Genomic DNA, 17719 nt, shown 5'->3' on the forward strand with positions numbered 1-17719 from the left:
TAAACAAGCCCACGCTGTGTTAATCCATAGCGTGGGCTTTATTTTTTCTTTTTACATAACATGAATAGTCTTTGCGCTCTTTTCAAAGCTTTCCGAACATTCATCGTCCTCGGCGCGCTGATAGGTTATGGTAAATGTTCTATACCTTGAGCGAATCATGTAAACCGTCTGATATATCGGTTCCTCATCACCGACCTTGAAACTTGCTTCTATCTTGTAGCCGGGGAAACCGTCGATCTCGATGGTATCAAAATCCGAGACTTTAAATCCGACATCCGTTCCGTACTCTTTGTTGTAATTGGCAGAAAGAAGCTCTTCGTATTCCTTCTTGGTCAGCTCTCCGGAGTTGTCTATTATCTTTTCCTCAGCCTTTTTCTCGGCCTCTTCTCTCTCCCTGTTGGTCATGATCACGTCCATGCCGTTATAGTAAACGCTGTACTTGATCGAACCAGACTCCATGGGATAACTTTTGTCTATAAAAAGATTCCTCTCACTGCTTGGCGTAAACTCGGAAGGAATTACAAAAGTGCACTGCTTGGCAATCTTGAGTTCTTCCTCAGCGTGCGCCGAAACAGCGTTCGCCTCGCTTAAGAACGCAGCCATAAATGTCACTGTTAAAATCGATATCAATAAACTTTTCTTTATTCTGAGCATATTTTTCTCCGAATCATCATTGTATTGCCAGTTCGAATACATCGAACCAATAGCGTTCCATCAGGTAACTTCCCTTATTCTCGTAGGTTATACCGTAGTCGTTTCTCCACTCTTCAAGCAGCACTTCTCTGCTGTTAAAGCTTCCGAGGAAAAGAACTTTTTTACCCGCTTCCAGATAATTGTATATGTCCGCGGAATCCTCGATAGAATAAAGGCCCGGAACATTCTCTTTTATCAGCGGTTCCGCTTCCGCCTTGTAAAGATAGATTGAATAAGGCGCGGGCGTATCACCCTTGTATGCACCGGCAATTCCGTTCTCATTAAGATAATAGGACAAAAGAGCCTGCACATGCTCAAAGTTACTGATGATAACCGTATCTTCATCAAGTCCGTCAAAAAATTCTGCGGTCTTGACCATATTTACTATACGATATTTTTCGTTACCAATGAAAGCCCTAAAATCAACAATTCCGACGACGAGCATGACTATTGCAAGTAATATCGCCGTAATTGCAGTTATTTTCTCTTTTACGCCCTTAAAAGAAATTGAGGCGAATATATTTCCGATTGCTATCGAAACAGCGAGCCAAAAGGCTCCAAACGCAGGAACCATATATCTGTTTACGAACACGGGTCTGATGATCACTGAAGCGAGTAATCCAACAAACACGAGCATCGGGAGCACCCAGAAAGCAACATATGAATAAGCAGCAGGTCCCTTTTTCACCTTAATAAGCTCAAGTACCACTGTCATAAATATGATTGCGATAAGTACCACAAGTATCACCGCACTTGCAGCAGCTATCTTGGGATTTACAAAGTATCCGCTGAACATGTACTTTGCGCAGCTTCCGAGTGTGTGAAATCCTACGGGCTGAATCCAGTAGTTGTTGCTTACCGCATTAACCTGGGACAAAAGAGCCGACGCCCACGGAATATATGCCGCTATAACCAGATTCGCAGTGATCACAACGACCGCAAACGGACGGAAGTTAAATACACTTCGTTTAGCGCTGCTTGCGTCATCGGTCTTCGAATCCTCTTTAGAAGTTTTCCTACGCGCCTTCATACTCATCACAAACGCCTTCAGCATCCAAACAAAGATCATGAAGTAAATCGCGCCGATAGCTATCGCGGCATAGTAATGTGTATACGAAGCACAGACCGCGTAGAAAAACATTGCGGCGCCGTTTACGACATCCCACAATCTGCCAGTGTTTCCGACCTTGCCATCCTCTTTCGCAGGGGCAATCCCGCGCGCCATACTCCTTACCAGATTAAATCCGTGAAGTAGCGTAGCCGTAACGAAGAATATCGCCCAGCTGTACATTCTGATCTCGGTTGTGTACTCGGGAAGTCCCGGCATGGTCACAACTGCAAAAGAAAACAGTCCTGCGGTCAGCCATCCGAAGTTTTTTCTTATATTGGTAATCGCATAGATAATAAGCAAGATAAACGGTATGATCGATACGATCTTGGCTACCGTCTCAACAGGCACGATACCGCCGCCTCCATAGTTTGTAAGACCTAAGCCCTTAAATAACAAAGTCACGAATCTTACGATCATATAATAAAGCGGAGGATGAACATCGCGCGCGGTATAAGCCACAAGCTCTTTTACCGAACAAGAAGAAAACTCCATGGAAAAAAGCTCGTCGTACCATATATCAATGGACCACGACAAGATAAATGACCTGACCAAAAAATATATGGTCAGGCCAAAAAAAGCTATGCCTATAAATTTATCACGCTTCGTAGCTGTCGATAAGTTCAAGTGTATGCTCCTCATTCATCTTTTTGCACATCTCAACAAGTGCCTCAAGAGGTACGTTCTGAACCTGCTTGTTGGATCCGCGAACGTTGATGGATACTGTGTTCTCCTGTGCTTCCTTGTCACCGACAACAATGATGTATGGATCTTTGTAGTTCTTAAACTTCTTGATCTTCTCTTTCATGTTGTTGTCTGAGTAATCAGCCTCAACACGGATTCCGGCATTCATAAGAGCTTCTTCTACCTTCTTGGCATACTCATTGTGCTCCACACGGATAGGCACGATACCTACCTGATAAGGGCTGAGCCAGAAGGGGAATACGCCCTTGAAGTTCTCGATAATGATACCGATGAATCTCTCAAGTGATCCGTAGATAGCTCTGTGGATTACGACGGGCATCTGCATTGTTCCGTCCTGAGCCTGATATGTAAGTCCGAAGTTATGAGGAAGCTGGAAGTCGAGCTGTACGGTTCCGCACTGCCACTCTCTTCCGAGCGCGTCCTTGATCTGAAGGTCAATCTTGGGTCCGTAGAAAGCACCGTCACCTTCGTTGATCTCGTATCCGCCCTCGCCGTACTTCTCATCAAGGATTTCCTTAAGAGCAGCCTCGGCTCTGTTCCAAACTTCGATGTCACCCATGAAGTCCTCGGGTCTTGTTGAGAACTCGGCTCTGTATGTAACACCGAATGTGGAGTAGATCTCATCTGCAATAGCGATTACGTCTGCAATCTCCTCTTTTATCTGAGACTCCATTACGAATGTATGGTCATCATCCTGACGGAACTCCTGTACACGGAAAAGACCGTTCATCTGTCCGGACTTCTCCTTACGGTGAAGTACATCGTACTCACTGTAACGGATAGGAAGCTCCTTGTAGGAGTGATTGGTTCTCTTATATGTCATCATGGCATTAGGGCAGTTCATGGGCTTTGCAGCCATTGTGTCATCCTGTTCACGATTGTAGAGAACAGAACCTGCCTGAATCTTGACGTTCTTGGGCTCTTCTGCGGGCTCGTTGATGTTCTCGAGGATTCCGGGAACTTCAGCGTCAGCCTTGAGCCATCCTGATACACCGGGTACCATGAACATGTTGTTTACATAGTGTGCCCAGTGACCGCTGATAAGCCAAAGCTTCTTGTTGTTTACAAGGGGAGCTGCGATCTCAGTGTAGCCGTGTCTCTCCTGCACTTCTCTGGAGTACTTAAGAAGCGCCTGATACATCTTCCATCCTCTGGGAAGCCAGTAAGGCATTCCGGGAGCTGTCTCATCAAACATGAAGAGATCAAGCTGTGCACCGATCTTTTTGTGGTCTCTCTCCATAGCTTCCTGGATCATCTTGATGTGCTTCTTGAGCTCATCCTTACTTGGGAAAGCATAGAGATAAATTCTTGAGAGCTGGTCTCTCTTTTCATCACCTCTCCAGTATGCTCCGGATACAGCCTTGATCTGATAAGCTGCATTCATAAGCTCCTGAGAGTTACCTACGTGAGGTCCGCGGCAAAGATCTACATAATCATCGCCTGTATAATATACTGTCAAAGTTTCATCTTCGGGAAGATCCTGAATAAGTTCTGTCTTGAACTTCTGATCCTTGAACATTTCAAGCGCCTCGGCTCTTGAAACTTCTTTACGTGTAAAATCTTCTCTTCTCTTGATGATCTCGCGCATCTTATCTTCGATGGTCTTAAAGTCATCCTGTGTTACTGCCTTGGGAAGTACAAAATCGTAATAGCAACCGTCGTCGATCTGAGGTCCTATAGCGTACTGTACTTCTTTTCCGTAAAGCTCAATAACAGCCTTAGCGAGAATGTGTGCCAGTGAGTGACGATAAACTTCCAAATACTCTTCTTTGTTCATAACGCTCCTTCTGCTATACCAACCGGGTACAGCCTGTTATTTTATAATGATGTTCCGCTTACGCGTTCTTACCGCAGCACTTCTTATACTTCTTGCCGCTTCCGCATGGGCAGGGATCATTGGGATAAACCTTCTGCTCTTTTACGATTGTATGAGAAGCCTTCTCCTCTTTGTAAAGAGCTTTTCTCTTATCCTCATCAAAAATAGCCTCCCACTCGGGAAGATTGTAAAGCCAGTCTGCTCCGGCATTTACCATGTTCTTGTAAAGAAGCTCTTTCTCGAATCCGAGATTAACTTCTGTGTCTTCTTCCATGTCATCTATAGGATTCTGTGTCTTGAGGGAATCATTGATACCGTCAAGGAATCCGGTCATAGTCATGATATCTACACCGAACTTGTCAGCGAGCTCTTTAACTGTTCCCTTTACAACGTCGTCGGGATTCTTAAGAAGCTCTGCGTAGATGTCACGTTCCTTCTGAAAATACTCTGTCCATAATTTCTGAAGGCTACCCTTGTCAGTAGTCTCAGAGTAGGCCATATCACGCCATTTTTTTAATAATGCCATATCTGTTACTCCTATTTTCTAAAAAGTCTCTTCGTCAGGGCATAGTATGCCCCTTGATCTTGATATACGTAAATTACATTCTAATACATTATGATATAGGTGTCAAAAAAGTCGCCCCGATATCTCGAGACGACTTCTACTGTCTATATTATTCCGGATAACATCAGAGCTTTTTGATTCTCTCAAGAGCTTCTACGCTGTTCTCGTAGCTTCCGAAAGCGGTAAGTCTGAAGTAGTGCTCTCCGCTGGGACCAAAGCCCGATCCGGGAGTTCCGACAACATTGGCGTTCTCAAGAAGATAATCAAAGAACTCCCAGCTTGTCATGTTGTTAGGAGTGCGAAGCCATACGTAAGGTGAGTTGACACCGCCTGATACGTCATAGCCTGCGTCCTTAAGCCCGTTAAGGATATATGTTGCGTTCTTCATGTAGCGAGCGACCATATCTTTGATCTGAGCCTTACCTGCATCAGAGTAGCAAGCCTCGCCGGCTCTCTGTACGATGTAAGGAGCTCCGTTGTACTTGGTTCCGTGTCTTCTTGCCCAGAGGCTGTGCATCTGAACCTTTTTGCCCTCAAAATCAACTGTAAGATCATGAGGAATAATTGTTGCTCCGAGACGAAGTCCCGTGAATCCTGCATTCTTGGAAAAAGATCTGAGCTCGATAGCGCAGGTCTTGGCGCCCTCGCACTCATAGATCGAATGAGGAACGTTGTCCTCTGAAATATATGCTTCATAAGCTGCGTCGTAAATGATAACCGCGCCGACTTTGTTTGCATAGTCAACCCAAACCTGAAGCTGATCCTTGGTGATCGCACTTCCTGTAGGATTGTTGGGGAAGCAAAGATAAATGAGATCGGGTGTCTCTGTAGGAAGCTCGGGTGCAAAGCCGTTCTCAGCCGTGCAAGGCATGTAGATAACATTGCTCCAGATTCCTGTGCTCTCATCATAATCGCCTGTTCTTCCGGCCATTACGTTGGAATCAACGTAAACGGGATATACGGGATCGCAAACGGCGATCTTGGCGTCTTTTGAAAAGATCTCCTGAATGTTTCCGGAATCACTCTTGGCGCCGTCTGAAATAAAGATCTCATCATCTGCGATATCACAGCCTCTGCTTCTGAAATCATTCTCAGCCATTGCGTGGCGAAGGAAATCATATCCGAGATCGGGCGCATAGCCTCTGAAAGTCTCGGCAACGGCCTGCTCGTCAACAGCCTTGTGAAGTGCCTCGATAACTGCGGGGCAAAGGGGCTGTGTAACATCTCCGATTCCGAGTCTTATTATCTTTTTATCCGGATTGGCTGCCTGATAAGCGTTAACCTTCTTGGCAATAGTGCTGAAAAGGTAGCTTCCGGGAAGTTTCAAGTAATCACTGTTGGGTCTAAACATTGAATCGTCCTCACTTTCATGCCATTTTTAAAAAAATTCTACTACTTTTTTGTATAATTGTATACATTTTTCTTCAAGCAAGCTATTATAAAAAATAACAAAATTAACTCAAGCTATAGCACCATAATCCAACAACTTTCGTATATAATAGTATCAAATAATAATCACGAGGTAGTAGTTGTATGAAATTCACGAAAATGCAGGGCTGCGGCAATGATTACGTCTATGTCGACGGCTCAAAGGAGGTTGTTCCTCAGAACAAGAAGCCATCAATCGTTCGCTTCCTTTCCGACAGACATTTCGGAATAGGTTCTGACGGGGTTATTTTCATTAACCCGGTAGATGACGAAGAGATCGACTTTGAGATGGAAATGTTCAACGCGGACGGTACCCGCTCAGAGATGTGCGGCAACGGTATCAGATGCGTAGCCAAGTATGTCTATGACAAACAGCTCACGGACAAGCAGCAGCTTACTATCGTAAGCGCAGGCAAAAACAAGTACATCGATCTTAAGATCGGTGAAGACGAGCTTGTTGAATCGGTAAAGGTCAATATGGGGGCTCCGATTCTCGATGCAGCAAGCGTTCCCGTAACATTAACAGATGAGCAGCTCAGCAAGAACAACGTGAGATACGAAAGCCTTTCCGGAACATACGGAAGACTCGCTGTAAACGTTCCTGTTGAGGTCGCCGGAAAGACATGGAATGTAACCTGTGTATCAATGGGAAATCCGCACTGCGTAGTGTTCCTTCCCGAGGATGCCGATCTTTCAACATTCGATATCAATACGATTGGTCCTTTGTTTGAAAATCATCCTATGTTCCCCAACCGCACAAACACCGAATTCGTATCAATTGATGATATGAACAACGTTCGTATGCGTGTATGGGAAAGAGGAACAGGCGAAACTCTTGCTTGCGGAACAGGATGCTGCGCAACAACAGTTGCATGTATCTTAAATCTTTATACCGCAACAACTGTAAACGTCCATGTTCTCGGAGGCGTGATCAAATGCTCTTGGGATAAACGTCCTGATTCACCCGTTATTATGGAAGGTCCCGCAACAACAGTATTTGACGGTGAGATCGATATCAGTAAGTTTTAATTATAAAATAATTAAGTAAGCTAAAGGGCTTTAAAGCGAATCACTTCGCTTTAAAGCCCTCTTCTATTGTTTCTCCTATGAGCTCTGTTCTGTTTATCATATCCATGTAGCATGAACTCGGACAATGGTAGTAGCTGTTTACTCCGTCATCTTCATGCGCGGAATTATATACTATCACTCCGTTCATCTCAACTTCATCTGTATCATCGTCTTCAAAAGGTATCGGCACTACGTAGTAATTATCTTTCAAATGATCCGTAAATCGAGCGGCGTCAACTTTAAGATAGTGCACCGTCCAATTTCCGAAACAAATGATCGCTATCAAAGCAAAACCAAATCTAAGAAAGGCTTTTCCCCTGAAAATATTCTCGGCTAGATTCATGCATGAGCACAACGGAAGCAGCATAAGAAACGCAAGTCCGTATCTGATAAACGGCGCGGTAAAAAACCACATCGCTATATTTATAAGCACGGTAATATAAAATATCGAAACGTCGGCGCGAAACTTTTTCTTTTTTAATAAAACAACGATCAGATTGATAAATACAGCGCCCGCTCCCACGACCTGAAAGAGAATAAGAAGCTTTTCAAAAAACTGCTGCCTATCCCACCATATGGGTACCCATGTTGAAAGACCGTAGCTCAGCTTCTCAAACATATCTCCGGGCTCATCCTGAAGACACCTTCCCCAAACCTTGATCTGCGCGGAATCATGTCTCATATACTCAGCCGGAATTTTCCAAATAACCTTAAAGAAATCGATAGCTTCAACAGGGTAAAAGAGCCATCCCGAGATTATCACGTTTCTGATCAGATACGGGAGGAATGCAAAAAAACCTATTGCTATAAAAGACCATATTTCTTTAGTCGCTTTCTTTTTTACCAAAAGAACAAAAGGAACAACCGCAAGCACCACGATAGCTGCCGCCGAAAGCTTCATGCTGACGGTAAAGATTGAAAGAACCGAAAGGTATCCGTATACGGGAATTTCATCGGAATCGTCCGCCTTCTCGACCGCATGGGTTATCCACGCACACATGATATAGAGCACCATGTACATCGTTCCGTAATCAGTCGCGGGCGATTGTAAATATTCAAGCGAGGTTATGCTGTAAATAATAACAGAAATTCTTGCCATGTCACCGATGTGACTGTCTTTCGATGTCTTTTTCATAAGCCCGCATACCGCATAGCAGGTGAAAAGAGCCATGAAAAAGCCCGTCATCGTATGAAGCGCAAACGGCAAAACAAAGCTCAGCGTAAACAGTGCGCAGAGCGGAAGATATGAACTGTTGTATGCAAAATGTAACTGGAAATTGCCAAGGCCTTTCAAGACTCCGTACTCTTCAAGTATACGGATTGCCTGGGCGTGATAAATCTGTGTGTCCTTATGGAACTGTCCGCGCGACGCAAAGTATGCGGATATAAGCACAATAATGAGGCACACGAAGCCTTCTTTTGAATAGAATCTCTTTCTGATCGATATAAGAATCTTGCTAATCTGTCTGCGGTACTTGTACGCACCGAGTGACAATATCATGAGCATGATGATGTGGCAGATTGCTCCGATCTTATAAAAGATACTGAAAAACTCAGCATACACGGTGAGAGCGACAAGTCCCGAAACTATAATACCGGTGATGCCGATCTTCTCCGTCTTAGGAACGGGAATAAATTTCGAAAGAGCTTCTCTTACCGTTACTCCCGCAAAAAGACATATCATAAAAATGTATATGTAGCTGAGTATCACAATTACCATGTATTGTCCCTCATATATTTATGTTTAAAGCTGTTTGCCACACTCTCCGGCAACAATGTATATTCTCTCGCTCTCTTCTGTCGGTGCTTCGTGCGTATCCGCATCATAGCAATCGATAAATTTAAGTCCCGCTTTTTCTACAAAAGCTTTCATCTCATCAAGCGTGTAGCCTCTCTGGTAGTGCGTCTCAACGGATCTCTTGAACACATCTCCCTCGCCGCACTTTGCAAATATCGTAAGATCATATTCGTTGATATGCTGTTCATCGTGATAATAATTATCCCAGATAAAGCTGCAATCCTCGCGGTTCTCCGCTATCGTCACATCTCCGATAATGTCTCTGTATTTGTGGAGCGTGTTGAAATCAAAGATAAAAACTCCTTTAGGAAAAAGAAAATTATTAACGAGTTTAAATGTCTCTATAACATCATCATCCGCAAGAAGATAATTGATGCTGTCGCATACGCTTAATATCGTGCCCGCGGTGCAGTAAAGATCAAGCTCTCTCATGTCCTGTTCAAGGTACATGATATCAAGCCCTTCCGCCTGAGTTTTCTTCCTTGCAATATCAAGCATATCGGAAGACATATCTATACCGATTATATCATAGCCGCGCTTCGCCATATTAATGGTAAAAGAGCCTGTTCCGCAGCCGAGCTCAGCAACGAGATTGCGCTCCTGCTCAAGCGCCGCCTCGGAGTTCTCTTCAGCCTCTGAACTACCGGTCTCTGCTCCGCCTTCGGACACAGGCTTAGACACGCCGTACTTATTCATCAATTCCACGACAAAATCACCCCATACTTCGTATGGGGTTTCATCCATGAATATGTCGTATACATTGGCGAAATCGCTATATGCGTCCATATCTCTTGCCTTTCAATACCTGCTCAGAACAAATTGCTCATAAGCATTACGATAATACATGATCATCAGGTTAAAATGCTTACTCCCAAAAGACTTGCCACAGTCACTATTATTCCTGCAAGCGCTACTCCAAGGATAACAGCAAATACACTTGACTTAAAATCCATATCAAGAATACTGGCTGCAAGAGTGCCTGTCCATGCACCTGTTCCCGGAAGAGGGATTCCTACAAAGAGAAGAAGTGCAAGGAATAATCCTCTTCCTGCTTTTGCTGTAAGCTTCTGTCCACCCTTCTCTCCTTTTTCAAGGCAGAATGTAAAGAATCCTCCGATGATGGGCTTGTCTTTTCCCCACTCAAGGACCTTTCTTGCAAAGAAAAAGATAAAAGGAACAGGGATCATATTTCCTATAGCAATAATAAGATATGCAAGATAAATATTGAATGACGGGTCATCCAAACTTATTTTGTGCGCAATCGGAATCGCCCCCCTAAGCTCTACAAGAGGAACCATTGAACATAAAAAAACAATTAGATAATTCAACATAACCTATATAACTCCTTAAATCACTTATTCAAAAACTCTTTTAACTTGGATATTAGAATATCCATCTCCTCATCTGTACCGATGGAGATCCTGAGATAGTCGCTGATCCTGGGCGCATCCCATCTTCTTACGAGGATGTTGTTTGCCCTAAGGAAATCAAAGATCTCTTTTCCCGATTTCTCTTTGTGCCTTGCAAAGATGAAATTGGTCTTGGAATCAGCAAATTCAAAGCCTAGCTCGATTAGCTGCTTCTTTACTCTCTCTCTTGTGTTGATGATCATGCTGACAGTCTTCTCGAAGTAAGCTCTGTCCTTGACCGCAAGAGCACCCAGCTCAAGAGCGGGCATGTTCATTGTGTATGAGTTAAAAGAGAACTTGGCATCGAGAAGATATTTGATGATCTTCTTGCAGCCGAAAGCATATCCCACTCTCATACCTGCCATGGAACGTGACTTTGAAAAAGTCTGAACAACCAAAAGGTTATCATACTTGTCTATCAAAGGCAGAACCGACTGTCCGCCAAAATCAGCATAGGCTTCATCAACGATAACCACTACATCGGGATTGTTCTTAATAACTTCTTCAACCGCGTCAATCGGAAGCTGCGCTCCGGTCGGTGCATTGGGATTAGCCAGGATTATTCCGCCGTTTGGAACGAAGTAATCGTCTATCTTTACCGAGAAATCATCCATAAGCGGGATCTGCCTGTAAGGGATCCTGTAAAGATCTGCCCATACATCATAAAAAGAATACGTGATATCAGGGAAAAGAACTGGCTTATCCGAATTAAAGAATGTCAGGAAAGCCATCGCAAGAACGTCGTCGGAACCTACTCCCACGAAGATCTTTTCTTTATCAACCTTGTAGAAATCCGAAAGCGCAGTCACAAGCACATCACATGTGGGATCCGGATATTTCCTGAACTGATCCACATCCATGGTCCTAAGCGCTTCCTGCACTGCAGGAGCAGGCGGATAGGGATTCTCGTTGGTATTGATCTTGATTATATTCTTAACTTTGGGCTGCTCTCCCGGTGTGTAGGGAACAACCTTTCTGACGTTATCTTCCCAGCTCATTGTATTCTCCTCGCTGCCTCGTACACTTCATTCATGTACACAGCAACGCTATTATAACATAAAACCACAAAACTGTGCGTATACATTGAAAAAGCCACGCCTTTTGGCGTGGCTTTCAATTATTAATCTCAATGTGTTGCAGTTGCAACCGCTGCAACTCTTACGAAAGCGAGAGGTCCGTGCTGTGTAAGGCTTACGGATACGTGGTTATCTGTAATGGATGTAACCATTACCTGAACCCAATTCTTGCCCTGAAGCTGGTATACTGCAATTGAATCGTTTGCACTTACGCCGGTAACAGTGAAATTTACTACCGCTGTCTTAAACGAAACTCCGGGTGAGCTTGTTGTTACACAGTGAAGAAGTGTTCCGCCAATACTGTTTGCATACTTGTTTGCAGAACTCAGAACACCTGCTGTGGGAGCTGAAAGTGTAAATGTAACATTGCTCTTTCCGCCGTTGATCTGAACATGTCCGCCCTGAGCGATGTATCCGCCGTTTCCGTCACCGACTGCGTTATTTTTGCTAAGCACCTGCTCTCTTGAAGGAGTCTCTCTTCTCTTGGGAGCGGCTGTCGCATTATTATATTTTTCTTCGTATTTATTCTTTGCTTTAACAGCAGCGTCGAGACTCTTATTTGTTGATTCAAGCTGCTTTGTCAGTTGTGCTTTCTTCTGTTCGAGTTCTTTATTATCATTTGCGAGAGTGGTAAGTTTCTTACTAAGTTCCTCTTGCACTGATTTAAGCTCACCTATCTTCTGATTTAGTTCGGCTTTGTCCTTTTCAGCCTTTTCCCTATCAGCCTGAGCCTGCTCTTCTTGCTTTTTGAGCTTTTCTTCTAACCCCTTTATATCCGGGCTGGGATCCACGTCAGAATTTGCCTCCGTAACTGTATTCTCACCGGTAGTATCCTCCGCAGCAAAAACACATACGGAACTCGTCACCAAAAGTGTACCTGCAACTGTAAGAGCCAGAATCTTTTTCATAATTTTTGCCTCCGTTCTTTTATCTAAACATCATTATCCTTCTGTTACCATTCAGCCTGAATATTAATGTCGTCTTCATCTCCGTAATCAACATCTCTGTCAATTTTCCCGGCTACGTCCCCCATCAGACATCCGATAACCACCGTCTGCTTTCCCGGCTCATCGGTGCTGTCCGTAGTAAGCGTAATAAGGAAATGTTCCGGTTCAAGCCCCGTCTCGCAGCCATCCCTGATAATCTTACTGTCATCTCCTTTTCTGTAGATCTCATTGATAAACTCCATACACCCGGAAGCATATGTGAAATCATACTGTGCAAGAAGCTTTGTATCATCACGGATATAAGCGGCAATTATATAATATATAAGGGAGTTATCCTCCATATATACATGTACATACTTGTGCTCGTCAAAATATTCTTTATCCAAAAAATTATTGAGCTGCGCAAATCCGGTTCCATCCTTAGGCGACGATCCGTAAATGACTTCATTAAAGTCACACATGTCATTAAGATTTGCAGCCTCGATATGAATCGCCCCGTTTTCATCAGGCTCTTTGTACTCGTTATGACTTTTGTAAAAAGAATCATCACCTTCAGAATCCTGAAGAATGGGATAATTTATATCCGTCCCCGGAATGTACAACCATGCAAAAGCATCCTCATTTAAGCTCTTGATGTTTTCAAATCCGATTTTCTGCTCCGTCGGAAGAGTACTTTTTTCATAAGCGGTGTTACGTCCGGCATCTGTATCCTTCTGTGAACATCCGATAAGAAAAACTGCCATCAGCGGTAAAAAAAGTCCTTTTACGGCTATCATATCTACTATTTTATATCGTCTTTTCGTATACATTTCATTAGCCCGCTTGATCAATTTTTTCATAAAAAACATCTATTATAGTCTCATAGAGGCTGTCATCATCAACTCTAAACTCCTCATACTTTCCATCCCTGGAAGTTTCACCGTCAATTGATATGATGTCATCTACATCAAACGTATACGATACAAGATACGGAGCAAGATATGAGATCTCATCGGCAGATATATTAGTTACCATCTTACTTCCGATTGCCGTAAAAAGCTCCACTGCAGCGTTATTATTTTCACTGCACTTATTTCTGGCAGCATTTATAAAAGCATTTATATACTGTTTCTGCCTTTCAAGCCTTGAACTGTTTGAGCCCGATATGTGTATATCTCTGCTCTTTATGTAATGATATGCCGTCTTTCCCTCAAGATGAACTTCAGCGCCTTTTTTCAGTGTCTTATCAAACTTTGTGAGGTCCTCGAGAACAACAACATCAACTCCGCCAACCTGATCGTTTATCGTAGGAATCGCGCTCATATTTATAGCAGCATAGCCGTGAATCGGGAGCTGGTAAAAAAGACTGGACACCGCCTTCACCTGATATTCACAGGATTCTTCCATTCCGTCACCGAAACCGTGTTGCAGACAAACCTGTGCTTCTACCGTAGTCTGATATCTTCCGTATTCATCATAAACATCCACATCGGTCATTGTATTTCTGTTGATGCCTATAATGCTTATCTTCTGAGTGTGCGGGTTGAGAACAAGAAGAAACAGCGCATCTGCCTGTCCTCCTTCGCCTCCCTCAGATACCTTCGAGACAACTTCATCATCTTTGTCTATTCCCATTATTAAAAAAGTAATTATATCTTCATTGTAATCATATACATCACCGTTATATGTGATCCAGTCATCCTGCCATTCCGTGCTTGCGTTCGAAACCGCATATGAATCCTGCTGCCCCATCATCGGTGCCGATGTGGCGGATTTGGAACCAAGATTAGCTTTTCCCATTACTCTCATTATCTCAAATCCGACAAGTCCACCCGCAATAAACGTCATAAACACTGCCCAGACAATGAGAAAGACTTTTCCTTTTCCCCTCATCTATTACTCCTGATCATCTGTAGAGACGCCTTCTGCACTCGCGCCTTCAACAGCTCCTTCTCCTTGTGTTCCGTCTGAGAGCATGTTTGGAAAAAGAGGATCCTCCATAGCCTCAGATGAATCTCCGTTAAAATCTATATCTCTGATATCCGCAGGAAAAACTCGTGACTGCTTGGCAACATTGCCGCTAAAATCGGCAACGGCATAGTAAACAACCGCAGTCTCGGCGTCCCTGTTAAGGACAACCTTTTCGACAACAATCCTGCTCGTCATGTCACCATCCTTGGAATCATAAGCATTTACGCCCTGAATAAGATCTCTGTCCGCCGTCTTGGAATCATAGATAAGTCCGACCGCAGTGAATCTAAACTCCGGCGCAAGCCTGTCGCTTCTTCCGTAAGCGATAACTATAAGCGCCGCAAGCACTCCGCTTAATATTGTAAAAAATATTCCGAGAATATTTCCTCTCACTTGTCTCCTCCAAATCAGTCTTTCCTCGTGACTCCCGCGAGGTAATTGAGTTCGTCAAGATCATCGTCATCTGGCTCAAGGTCCGGTTCCGAAGTCCTTGGTCTTGTCATGGTACTGCTGTCATTATCGCTTCCGTTACCATAATATTTGCCGTAATACTTACCGTAGTATTTGCCGTAATAATGTCCGTAGTGGCCGTAATAGCCTTTGCCGTTGAGATCAACCTTGTTAAGCACAACGCCGAGCATCTTGGCTCCCGCTTTATCCAGCTGATCTTTTACCCTCTGCGCAAACCTATAGCTTATCGCATTATTTTCAACGACCATGATCGTACCGTCGCACTGCTTTGCAACAACAGCCGCATCAATAACGCTTCCGAGGGGAGGCGTATCTATGATCACATAATCAAAAACCTGCTTCATGTTCTCAAGAACTTTACTGAATATCCTGCCACCCAAAAGTTCACTGGGGTTAGGCGGAACGGGTCCGCTGAAGATCACATAAAGATTGGGAGTATCCGTCTCGCAGATAACGCTCGAAAGTCTCTCTCTTCCGACAAGACAATGTGTAAGTCCAAGCCTTACGGAACCTGTCTTGTAACGTCCGACAAGCACTGACTTACGCATATCGGCATCTACAAGAATGGTCTTCTTGCCTGCCTCGGCAAAGGCTCTCGCAAGAGCCATCGCTACCGTGGTCTTACCCTCACCCGGAGTACAGCTTGTGACTGAGATAACTCGCACGTTCTGTCCGCTGAACTCAACGTTACTTCTAAGGGTCTTGTATGCTTCTTTTACCTGATAATTGTTTTCCGACTGGCTGAAATGAAGCTTCGCGCTCTGCATAGAATCTCCGTTTCTGTGTGTTCTACTCTACAAAAATAATTATTTTTTCTTGGTTTTCTTTTTACCCTGCTCTTCAAGTGAAAGCGGTATAAGTCCTATTGTGCTGAGTCCCAAGTATCTCTCGACATCGTCGGAGTTCTTGATCGTATCGTCGAGAAGGTATCCGAGCACAACAAAGAACGCAACTATGATCGCACCCAAAAGTCCCGAGATAACAGTCCATCTGCCGACTCTGGGACTCGCTTTCTTGGTTGGAACATTGGCAGTCTCGGCAACGTTGATCGCATCGATATCCATAACGTTGGTGATATGTTCACTGGCAACTTCTCGAATGCAGTTTGCAATCTTCATTGCCATCAAAGGATCCTCGTCCTTGGCTGTTATCGACACAATACGCGTATCGGAAGGTGTATCGACCTTGAGCACATCGGCGAGATCTTCATAGGTTATGTCCACAAGATTAAGCCTCTGCGCAACCTCTTCAAGCACGTATCTGCTCTTTATAAGCTCCGCATAGTCCTGCGTGAGCTGAGTGGATATCTGCACGTCAGAATAGGTTACGGTCTGATTCTCCTCTTTGTTCAATATGTATATCTTGGTAGTTGATTCATAAATGGGATGAAGAACGAATTTACTGACAAAAAGACCTGCCAGCGCAAAAAACAGTCCGGCGCTGATGATGAGAAACGCCCGCCCCAAAATAACAGATAAAAGCTCGCCAAGATTAATTTCTATAATGTCTTCTTTTCTGTTCAAGCCCCTCACTCCTGATTCATAGTCTTATGCACTGTGTGACCGAGCACGCAGTAATGATGCCGTTTTTATAATATCTCGCCGCGGATAACGCTCATGGCATTGTCGTAAAAAATCCTGTCAGCGTAATCCTTGCCGTATTTCCTCTGAATATATGCTCTGCAATCGGCCATGTGCGGCGCTCTTTTCTTGATGTCATGCGCATCCGTCGCAACGAAATGTACCAGCCTGTTCTTCAAAATCTTTTTTGCAAAAAGCTTGATCCCAAAACCGTACTTGCCCATGACGGACAGGGCATTTATCTGAATGTAGCAGCCCTTGTCGATAAGCTCTTCGACATATGCGGGATGCTCAACTATATCGCTGTATCTCTCAACATGCGCTATTATCGGAATAAAACCGGCGCCCTGAATCTGATAGACTGCGTTGCAGATGGCACTATATGGATTGGTCGGATGAAACTCCACGAGAACATACTCGGAATCGGCAAGTGTGCATATCTTGCCCTCTTCAAGTTCCCTTTGGGTCTCATCGCTGTAATATATCTCATTTCCCGAATACAATCTGATATTGATGCCGGCGTTATCTATAGCTTCCTGAAGCCTTTTGGTATATATCTTGTTGCGCTCAACGCTTACATTGTGGTGCAAAGGCTTGTGATGAGGAGTAAGAATAACGTCCGTGATGCCGTCCCTTGCTGCTATTTCCAGCATCTTTAAACTTGTATCCATATCCCGCGAGCCGTCATCGACTCCCGGCATGATATGACAGTGTATATCAACAGATGCTTGCATTTTTATCTCTCTTTGCATAAATTTAGGCAATAACTCACATTCATTATACACCTTTAAAAAGAGCCGTTTCAATATGATGTGGTAATAAAAAAACATTCCCAACATCTTGGGTTTTGGGGTATAATGATTTTATGATTTAAAAAAGAGGCGGAACAGTCCGCTCATCACACTCCCGGAGGTGGAAATATGCCGGAAGATCCGATCATGTTATTCAGTTTTCTGAACATGAAGCTAAGAGATATGTATAGCAGCCTGGATGCGCTCGCCGACGATATGGACATAAGCGCCCAGGAGCTTGAGAATATTAAAAAGAAATTATTAGATGCAGGTTTTACATACGACGAGAAAAGAAATCAGTTTGTTTGAGAATT

At 43.9% G+C, this 17719-nt stretch carries 18 protein-coding genes; 2 read left to right on the forward strand and 16 right to left on the reverse strand.

From position 1 onward, the window contains the following. Window positions 1-51: 51 nt before the first annotated feature. The 5 genes from D6853_RS01300 to D6853_RS01320 all read right to left on the reverse strand — a co-directional run bounded on the left by D6853_RS01300 (window position 52) and on the right by D6853_RS01320 (window position 6238). Window positions 52-654, reverse strand: coding sequence for a hypothetical protein (locus tag D6853_RS01300; RefSeq protein ID WP_120656006.1), 603 nt, complete (start codon window positions 652-654; stop codon window positions 52-54). A 16-nt stretch (window positions 655-670) separates the two neighbouring features. Then, a complete protein-coding gene (locus tag D6853_RS01305; protein ID WP_120656007.1) occupies window positions 671-2428 on the reverse strand; it encodes a hypothetical protein in 1758 nt (585 codons plus the stop codon). Next, window positions 2400-4283 carry a threonine--tRNA ligase gene (locus D6853_RS01310; protein ID WP_120656008.1) on the reverse strand — a complete coding sequence of 628 codons (1884 nt, stop codon included), beginning with the start codon at window positions 4281-4283 and terminating at the stop codon, window positions 2400-2402. The genes D6853_RS01305 and D6853_RS01310 overlap by 29 nt, the downstream gene beginning before the upstream one ends. 58 nt (window positions 4284-4341) lie before the next feature. Next, window positions 4342-4848, reverse strand: coding sequence for an SEC-C metal-binding domain-containing protein (locus D6853_RS01315; RefSeq protein WP_120656009.1), 507 nt, complete (start codon window positions 4846-4848; stop codon window positions 4342-4344). Window positions 4849-5011: 163 nt separating this feature from the next. After that, window positions 5012-6238: an LL-diaminopimelate aminotransferase gene (locus D6853_RS01320; protein WP_120656010.1), complete on the reverse strand. Its 1227-nt coding sequence runs from the start codon at window positions 6236-6238 to the stop codon at window positions 5012-5014. A gap of 182 nt (window positions 6239-6420) precedes the next feature. Here D6853_RS01320 and dapF point away from each other — a divergent pair, with 182 nt between their 5' ends. Further along, on the forward strand, window positions 6421-7344 hold the full coding sequence (gene dapF / locus D6853_RS01325) for a diaminopimelate epimerase (RefSeq protein ID WP_120656011.1): 924 nt from the start codon (window positions 6421-6423) through the stop codon (window positions 7342-7344). Between the two features lie 40 nt (window positions 7345-7384). Here the strand turns inward: dapF and D6853_RS01330 are convergent, their stop codons facing one another. From D6853_RS01330 to D6853_RS01380, 11 genes are all read right to left on the reverse strand, one after another. Beyond that, window positions 7385-9103, reverse strand: coding sequence for an LIC_10190 family membrane protein (locus tag D6853_RS01330; RefSeq protein WP_120656012.1), 1719 nt, complete (start codon window positions 9101-9103; stop codon window positions 7385-7387). A 24-nt stretch (window positions 9104-9127) separates the two neighbouring features. Further along, window positions 9128-9967, reverse strand: coding sequence for a class I SAM-dependent DNA methyltransferase (locus tag D6853_RS01335; protein WP_120656013.1), 840 nt, complete (start codon window positions 9965-9967; stop codon window positions 9128-9130). 65 nt (window positions 9968-10032) lie between these two features. Next, a complete protein-coding gene (locus D6853_RS01340) occupies window positions 10033-10512 on the reverse strand; it encodes a COG2426 family protein (protein ID WP_120656014.1) in 480 nt (159 codons plus the stop codon). Window positions 10513-10532: 20 nt separating this feature from the next. Further along, window positions 10533-11588, reverse strand: coding sequence for a histidinol-phosphate transaminase (hisC, locus tag D6853_RS01345; protein ID WP_120656015.1), 1056 nt, complete (start codon window positions 11586-11588; stop codon window positions 10533-10535). A 128-nt stretch (window positions 11589-11716) separates the two neighbouring features. Then, complete coding sequence (locus D6853_RS01350; RefSeq protein WP_120656016.1) at window positions 11717-12574, reverse strand: coiled-coil domain-containing protein; 858 nt, start codon at window positions 12572-12574, stop codon at window positions 11717-11719. Window positions 12575-12618: 44 nt separating this feature from the next. Next, on the reverse strand, window positions 12619-13452 hold the full coding sequence (locus D6853_RS01355; RefSeq protein ID WP_207667201.1) for a class B sortase: 834 nt from the start codon (window positions 13450-13452) through the stop codon (window positions 12619-12621). Continuing rightward, window positions 13427-14485: an LCP family protein gene (locus D6853_RS01360; protein ID WP_120656018.1), complete on the reverse strand. Its 1059-nt coding sequence runs from the start codon at window positions 14483-14485 to the stop codon at window positions 13427-13429. The genes D6853_RS01355 and D6853_RS01360 overlap by 26 nt, the downstream gene beginning before the upstream one ends. A gap of 3 nt (window positions 14486-14488) precedes the next feature. Further along, window positions 14489-14956, reverse strand: a complete 468-nt coding sequence (locus D6853_RS01365; protein ID WP_120656019.1) for a hypothetical protein — start codon at window positions 14954-14956, stop codon at window positions 14489-14491. Between the two features lie 14 nt (window positions 14957-14970). After that, window positions 14971-15801, reverse strand: coding sequence for a polysaccharide biosynthesis tyrosine autokinase (locus D6853_RS01370; RefSeq protein ID WP_120656020.1), 831 nt, complete (start codon window positions 15799-15801; stop codon window positions 14971-14973). A gap of 39 nt (window positions 15802-15840) precedes the next feature. Further along, entirely contained in the window at window positions 15841-16557 is a 717-nt protein-coding gene (locus D6853_RS01375) for a YveK family protein (protein ID WP_120656021.1), read from the reverse strand. 65 nt (window positions 16558-16622) lie between these two features. Beyond that, the gene (locus D6853_RS01380) at window positions 16623-17348 is read right to left on the reverse strand and encodes a CpsB/CapC family capsule biosynthesis tyrosine phosphatase (protein ID WP_120656022.1); all 726 of its coding nucleotides are present in this window, start codon (window positions 17346-17348) and stop codon (window positions 16623-16625) included. A 186-nt stretch (window positions 17349-17534) separates the two neighbouring features. Here D6853_RS01380 and D6853_RS01385 point away from each other — a divergent pair, with 186 nt between their 5' ends. Then, complete coding sequence (locus D6853_RS01385; protein ID WP_120656023.1) at window positions 17535-17714, forward strand: DUF4250 domain-containing protein; 180 nt, start codon at window positions 17535-17537, stop codon at window positions 17712-17714. Window positions 17715-17719 lie beyond the last annotated feature (5 nt).

Source organism: Butyrivibrio sp. X503, from assembly GCF_003625475.1.
Classification (GTDB): Bacteria; Bacillota; Clostridia; order Lachnospirales; family Lachnospiraceae; genus Butyrivibrio.

Excerpts from the sequence above, each read along its gene's own strand:
- D6853_RS01315 (WP_120656009.1), bottom strand. The coding sequence starts at position 4,848 with ATGGCATTATTAAAAAAATGGCGTGATATGGCCTACTCTGAGACTACT.
- dapF (WP_120656011.1), top strand. The coding sequence starts at position 6,421 with ATGAAATTCACGAAAATGCAGGGCTGCGGCAATGATTACGTCTATGTC.
- D6853_RS01330 (WP_120656012.1), bottom strand. The coding sequence starts at position 9,103 with ATGGTAATTGTGATACTCAGCTACATATACATTTTTATGATATGTCTT.
- D6853_RS01380 (WP_120656022.1), bottom strand. The coding sequence starts at position 17,348 with ATGCAAGCATCTGTTGATATACACTGTCATATCATGCCGGGAGTCGAT.
- D6853_RS01310 (WP_120656008.1), bottom strand. The coding sequence starts at position 4,283 with ATGAACAAAGAAGAGTATTTGGAAGTTTATCGTCACTCACTGGCACAC.
- D6853_RS01350 (WP_120656016.1), bottom strand. The coding sequence starts at position 12,574 with ATGAAAAAGATTCTGGCTCTTACAGTTGCAGGTACACTTTTGGTGACG.
- D6853_RS01355 (WP_207667201.1), bottom strand. The coding sequence starts at position 13,452 with ATGAAAAAATTGATCAAGCGGGCTAATGAAATGTATACGAAAAGACGA.
- D6853_RS01370 (WP_120656020.1), bottom strand. The coding sequence starts at position 15,801 with ATGCAGAGCGCGAAGCTTCATTTCAGCCAGTCGGAAAACAATTATCAG.
- D6853_RS01300 (WP_120656006.1), bottom strand. The coding sequence starts at position 654 with ATGCTCAGAATAAAGAAAAGTTTATTGATATCGATTTTAACAGTGACA.
- D6853_RS01340 (WP_120656014.1), bottom strand. The coding sequence starts at position 10,512 with ATGTTGAATTATCTAATTGTTTTTTTATGTTCAATGGTTCCTCTTGTA.
- D6853_RS01360 (WP_120656018.1), bottom strand. The coding sequence starts at position 14,485 with ATGAGGGGAAAAGGAAAAGTCTTTCTCATTGTCTGGGCAGTGTTTATG.
- D6853_RS01320 (WP_120656010.1), bottom strand. The coding sequence starts at position 6,238 with ATGTTTAGACCCAACAGTGATTACTTGAAACTTCCCGGAAGCTACCTT.
- hisC (WP_120656015.1), bottom strand. The coding sequence starts at position 11,588 with ATGAGCTGGGAAGATAACGTCAGAAAGGTTGTTCCCTACACACCGGGA.
- D6853_RS01335 (WP_120656013.1), bottom strand. The coding sequence starts at position 9,967 with ATGGACGCATATAGCGATTTCGCCAATGTATACGACATATTCATGGAT.
- D6853_RS01385 (WP_120656023.1), top strand. The coding sequence starts at position 17,535 with ATGCCGGAAGATCCGATCATGTTATTCAGTTTTCTGAACATGAAGCTA.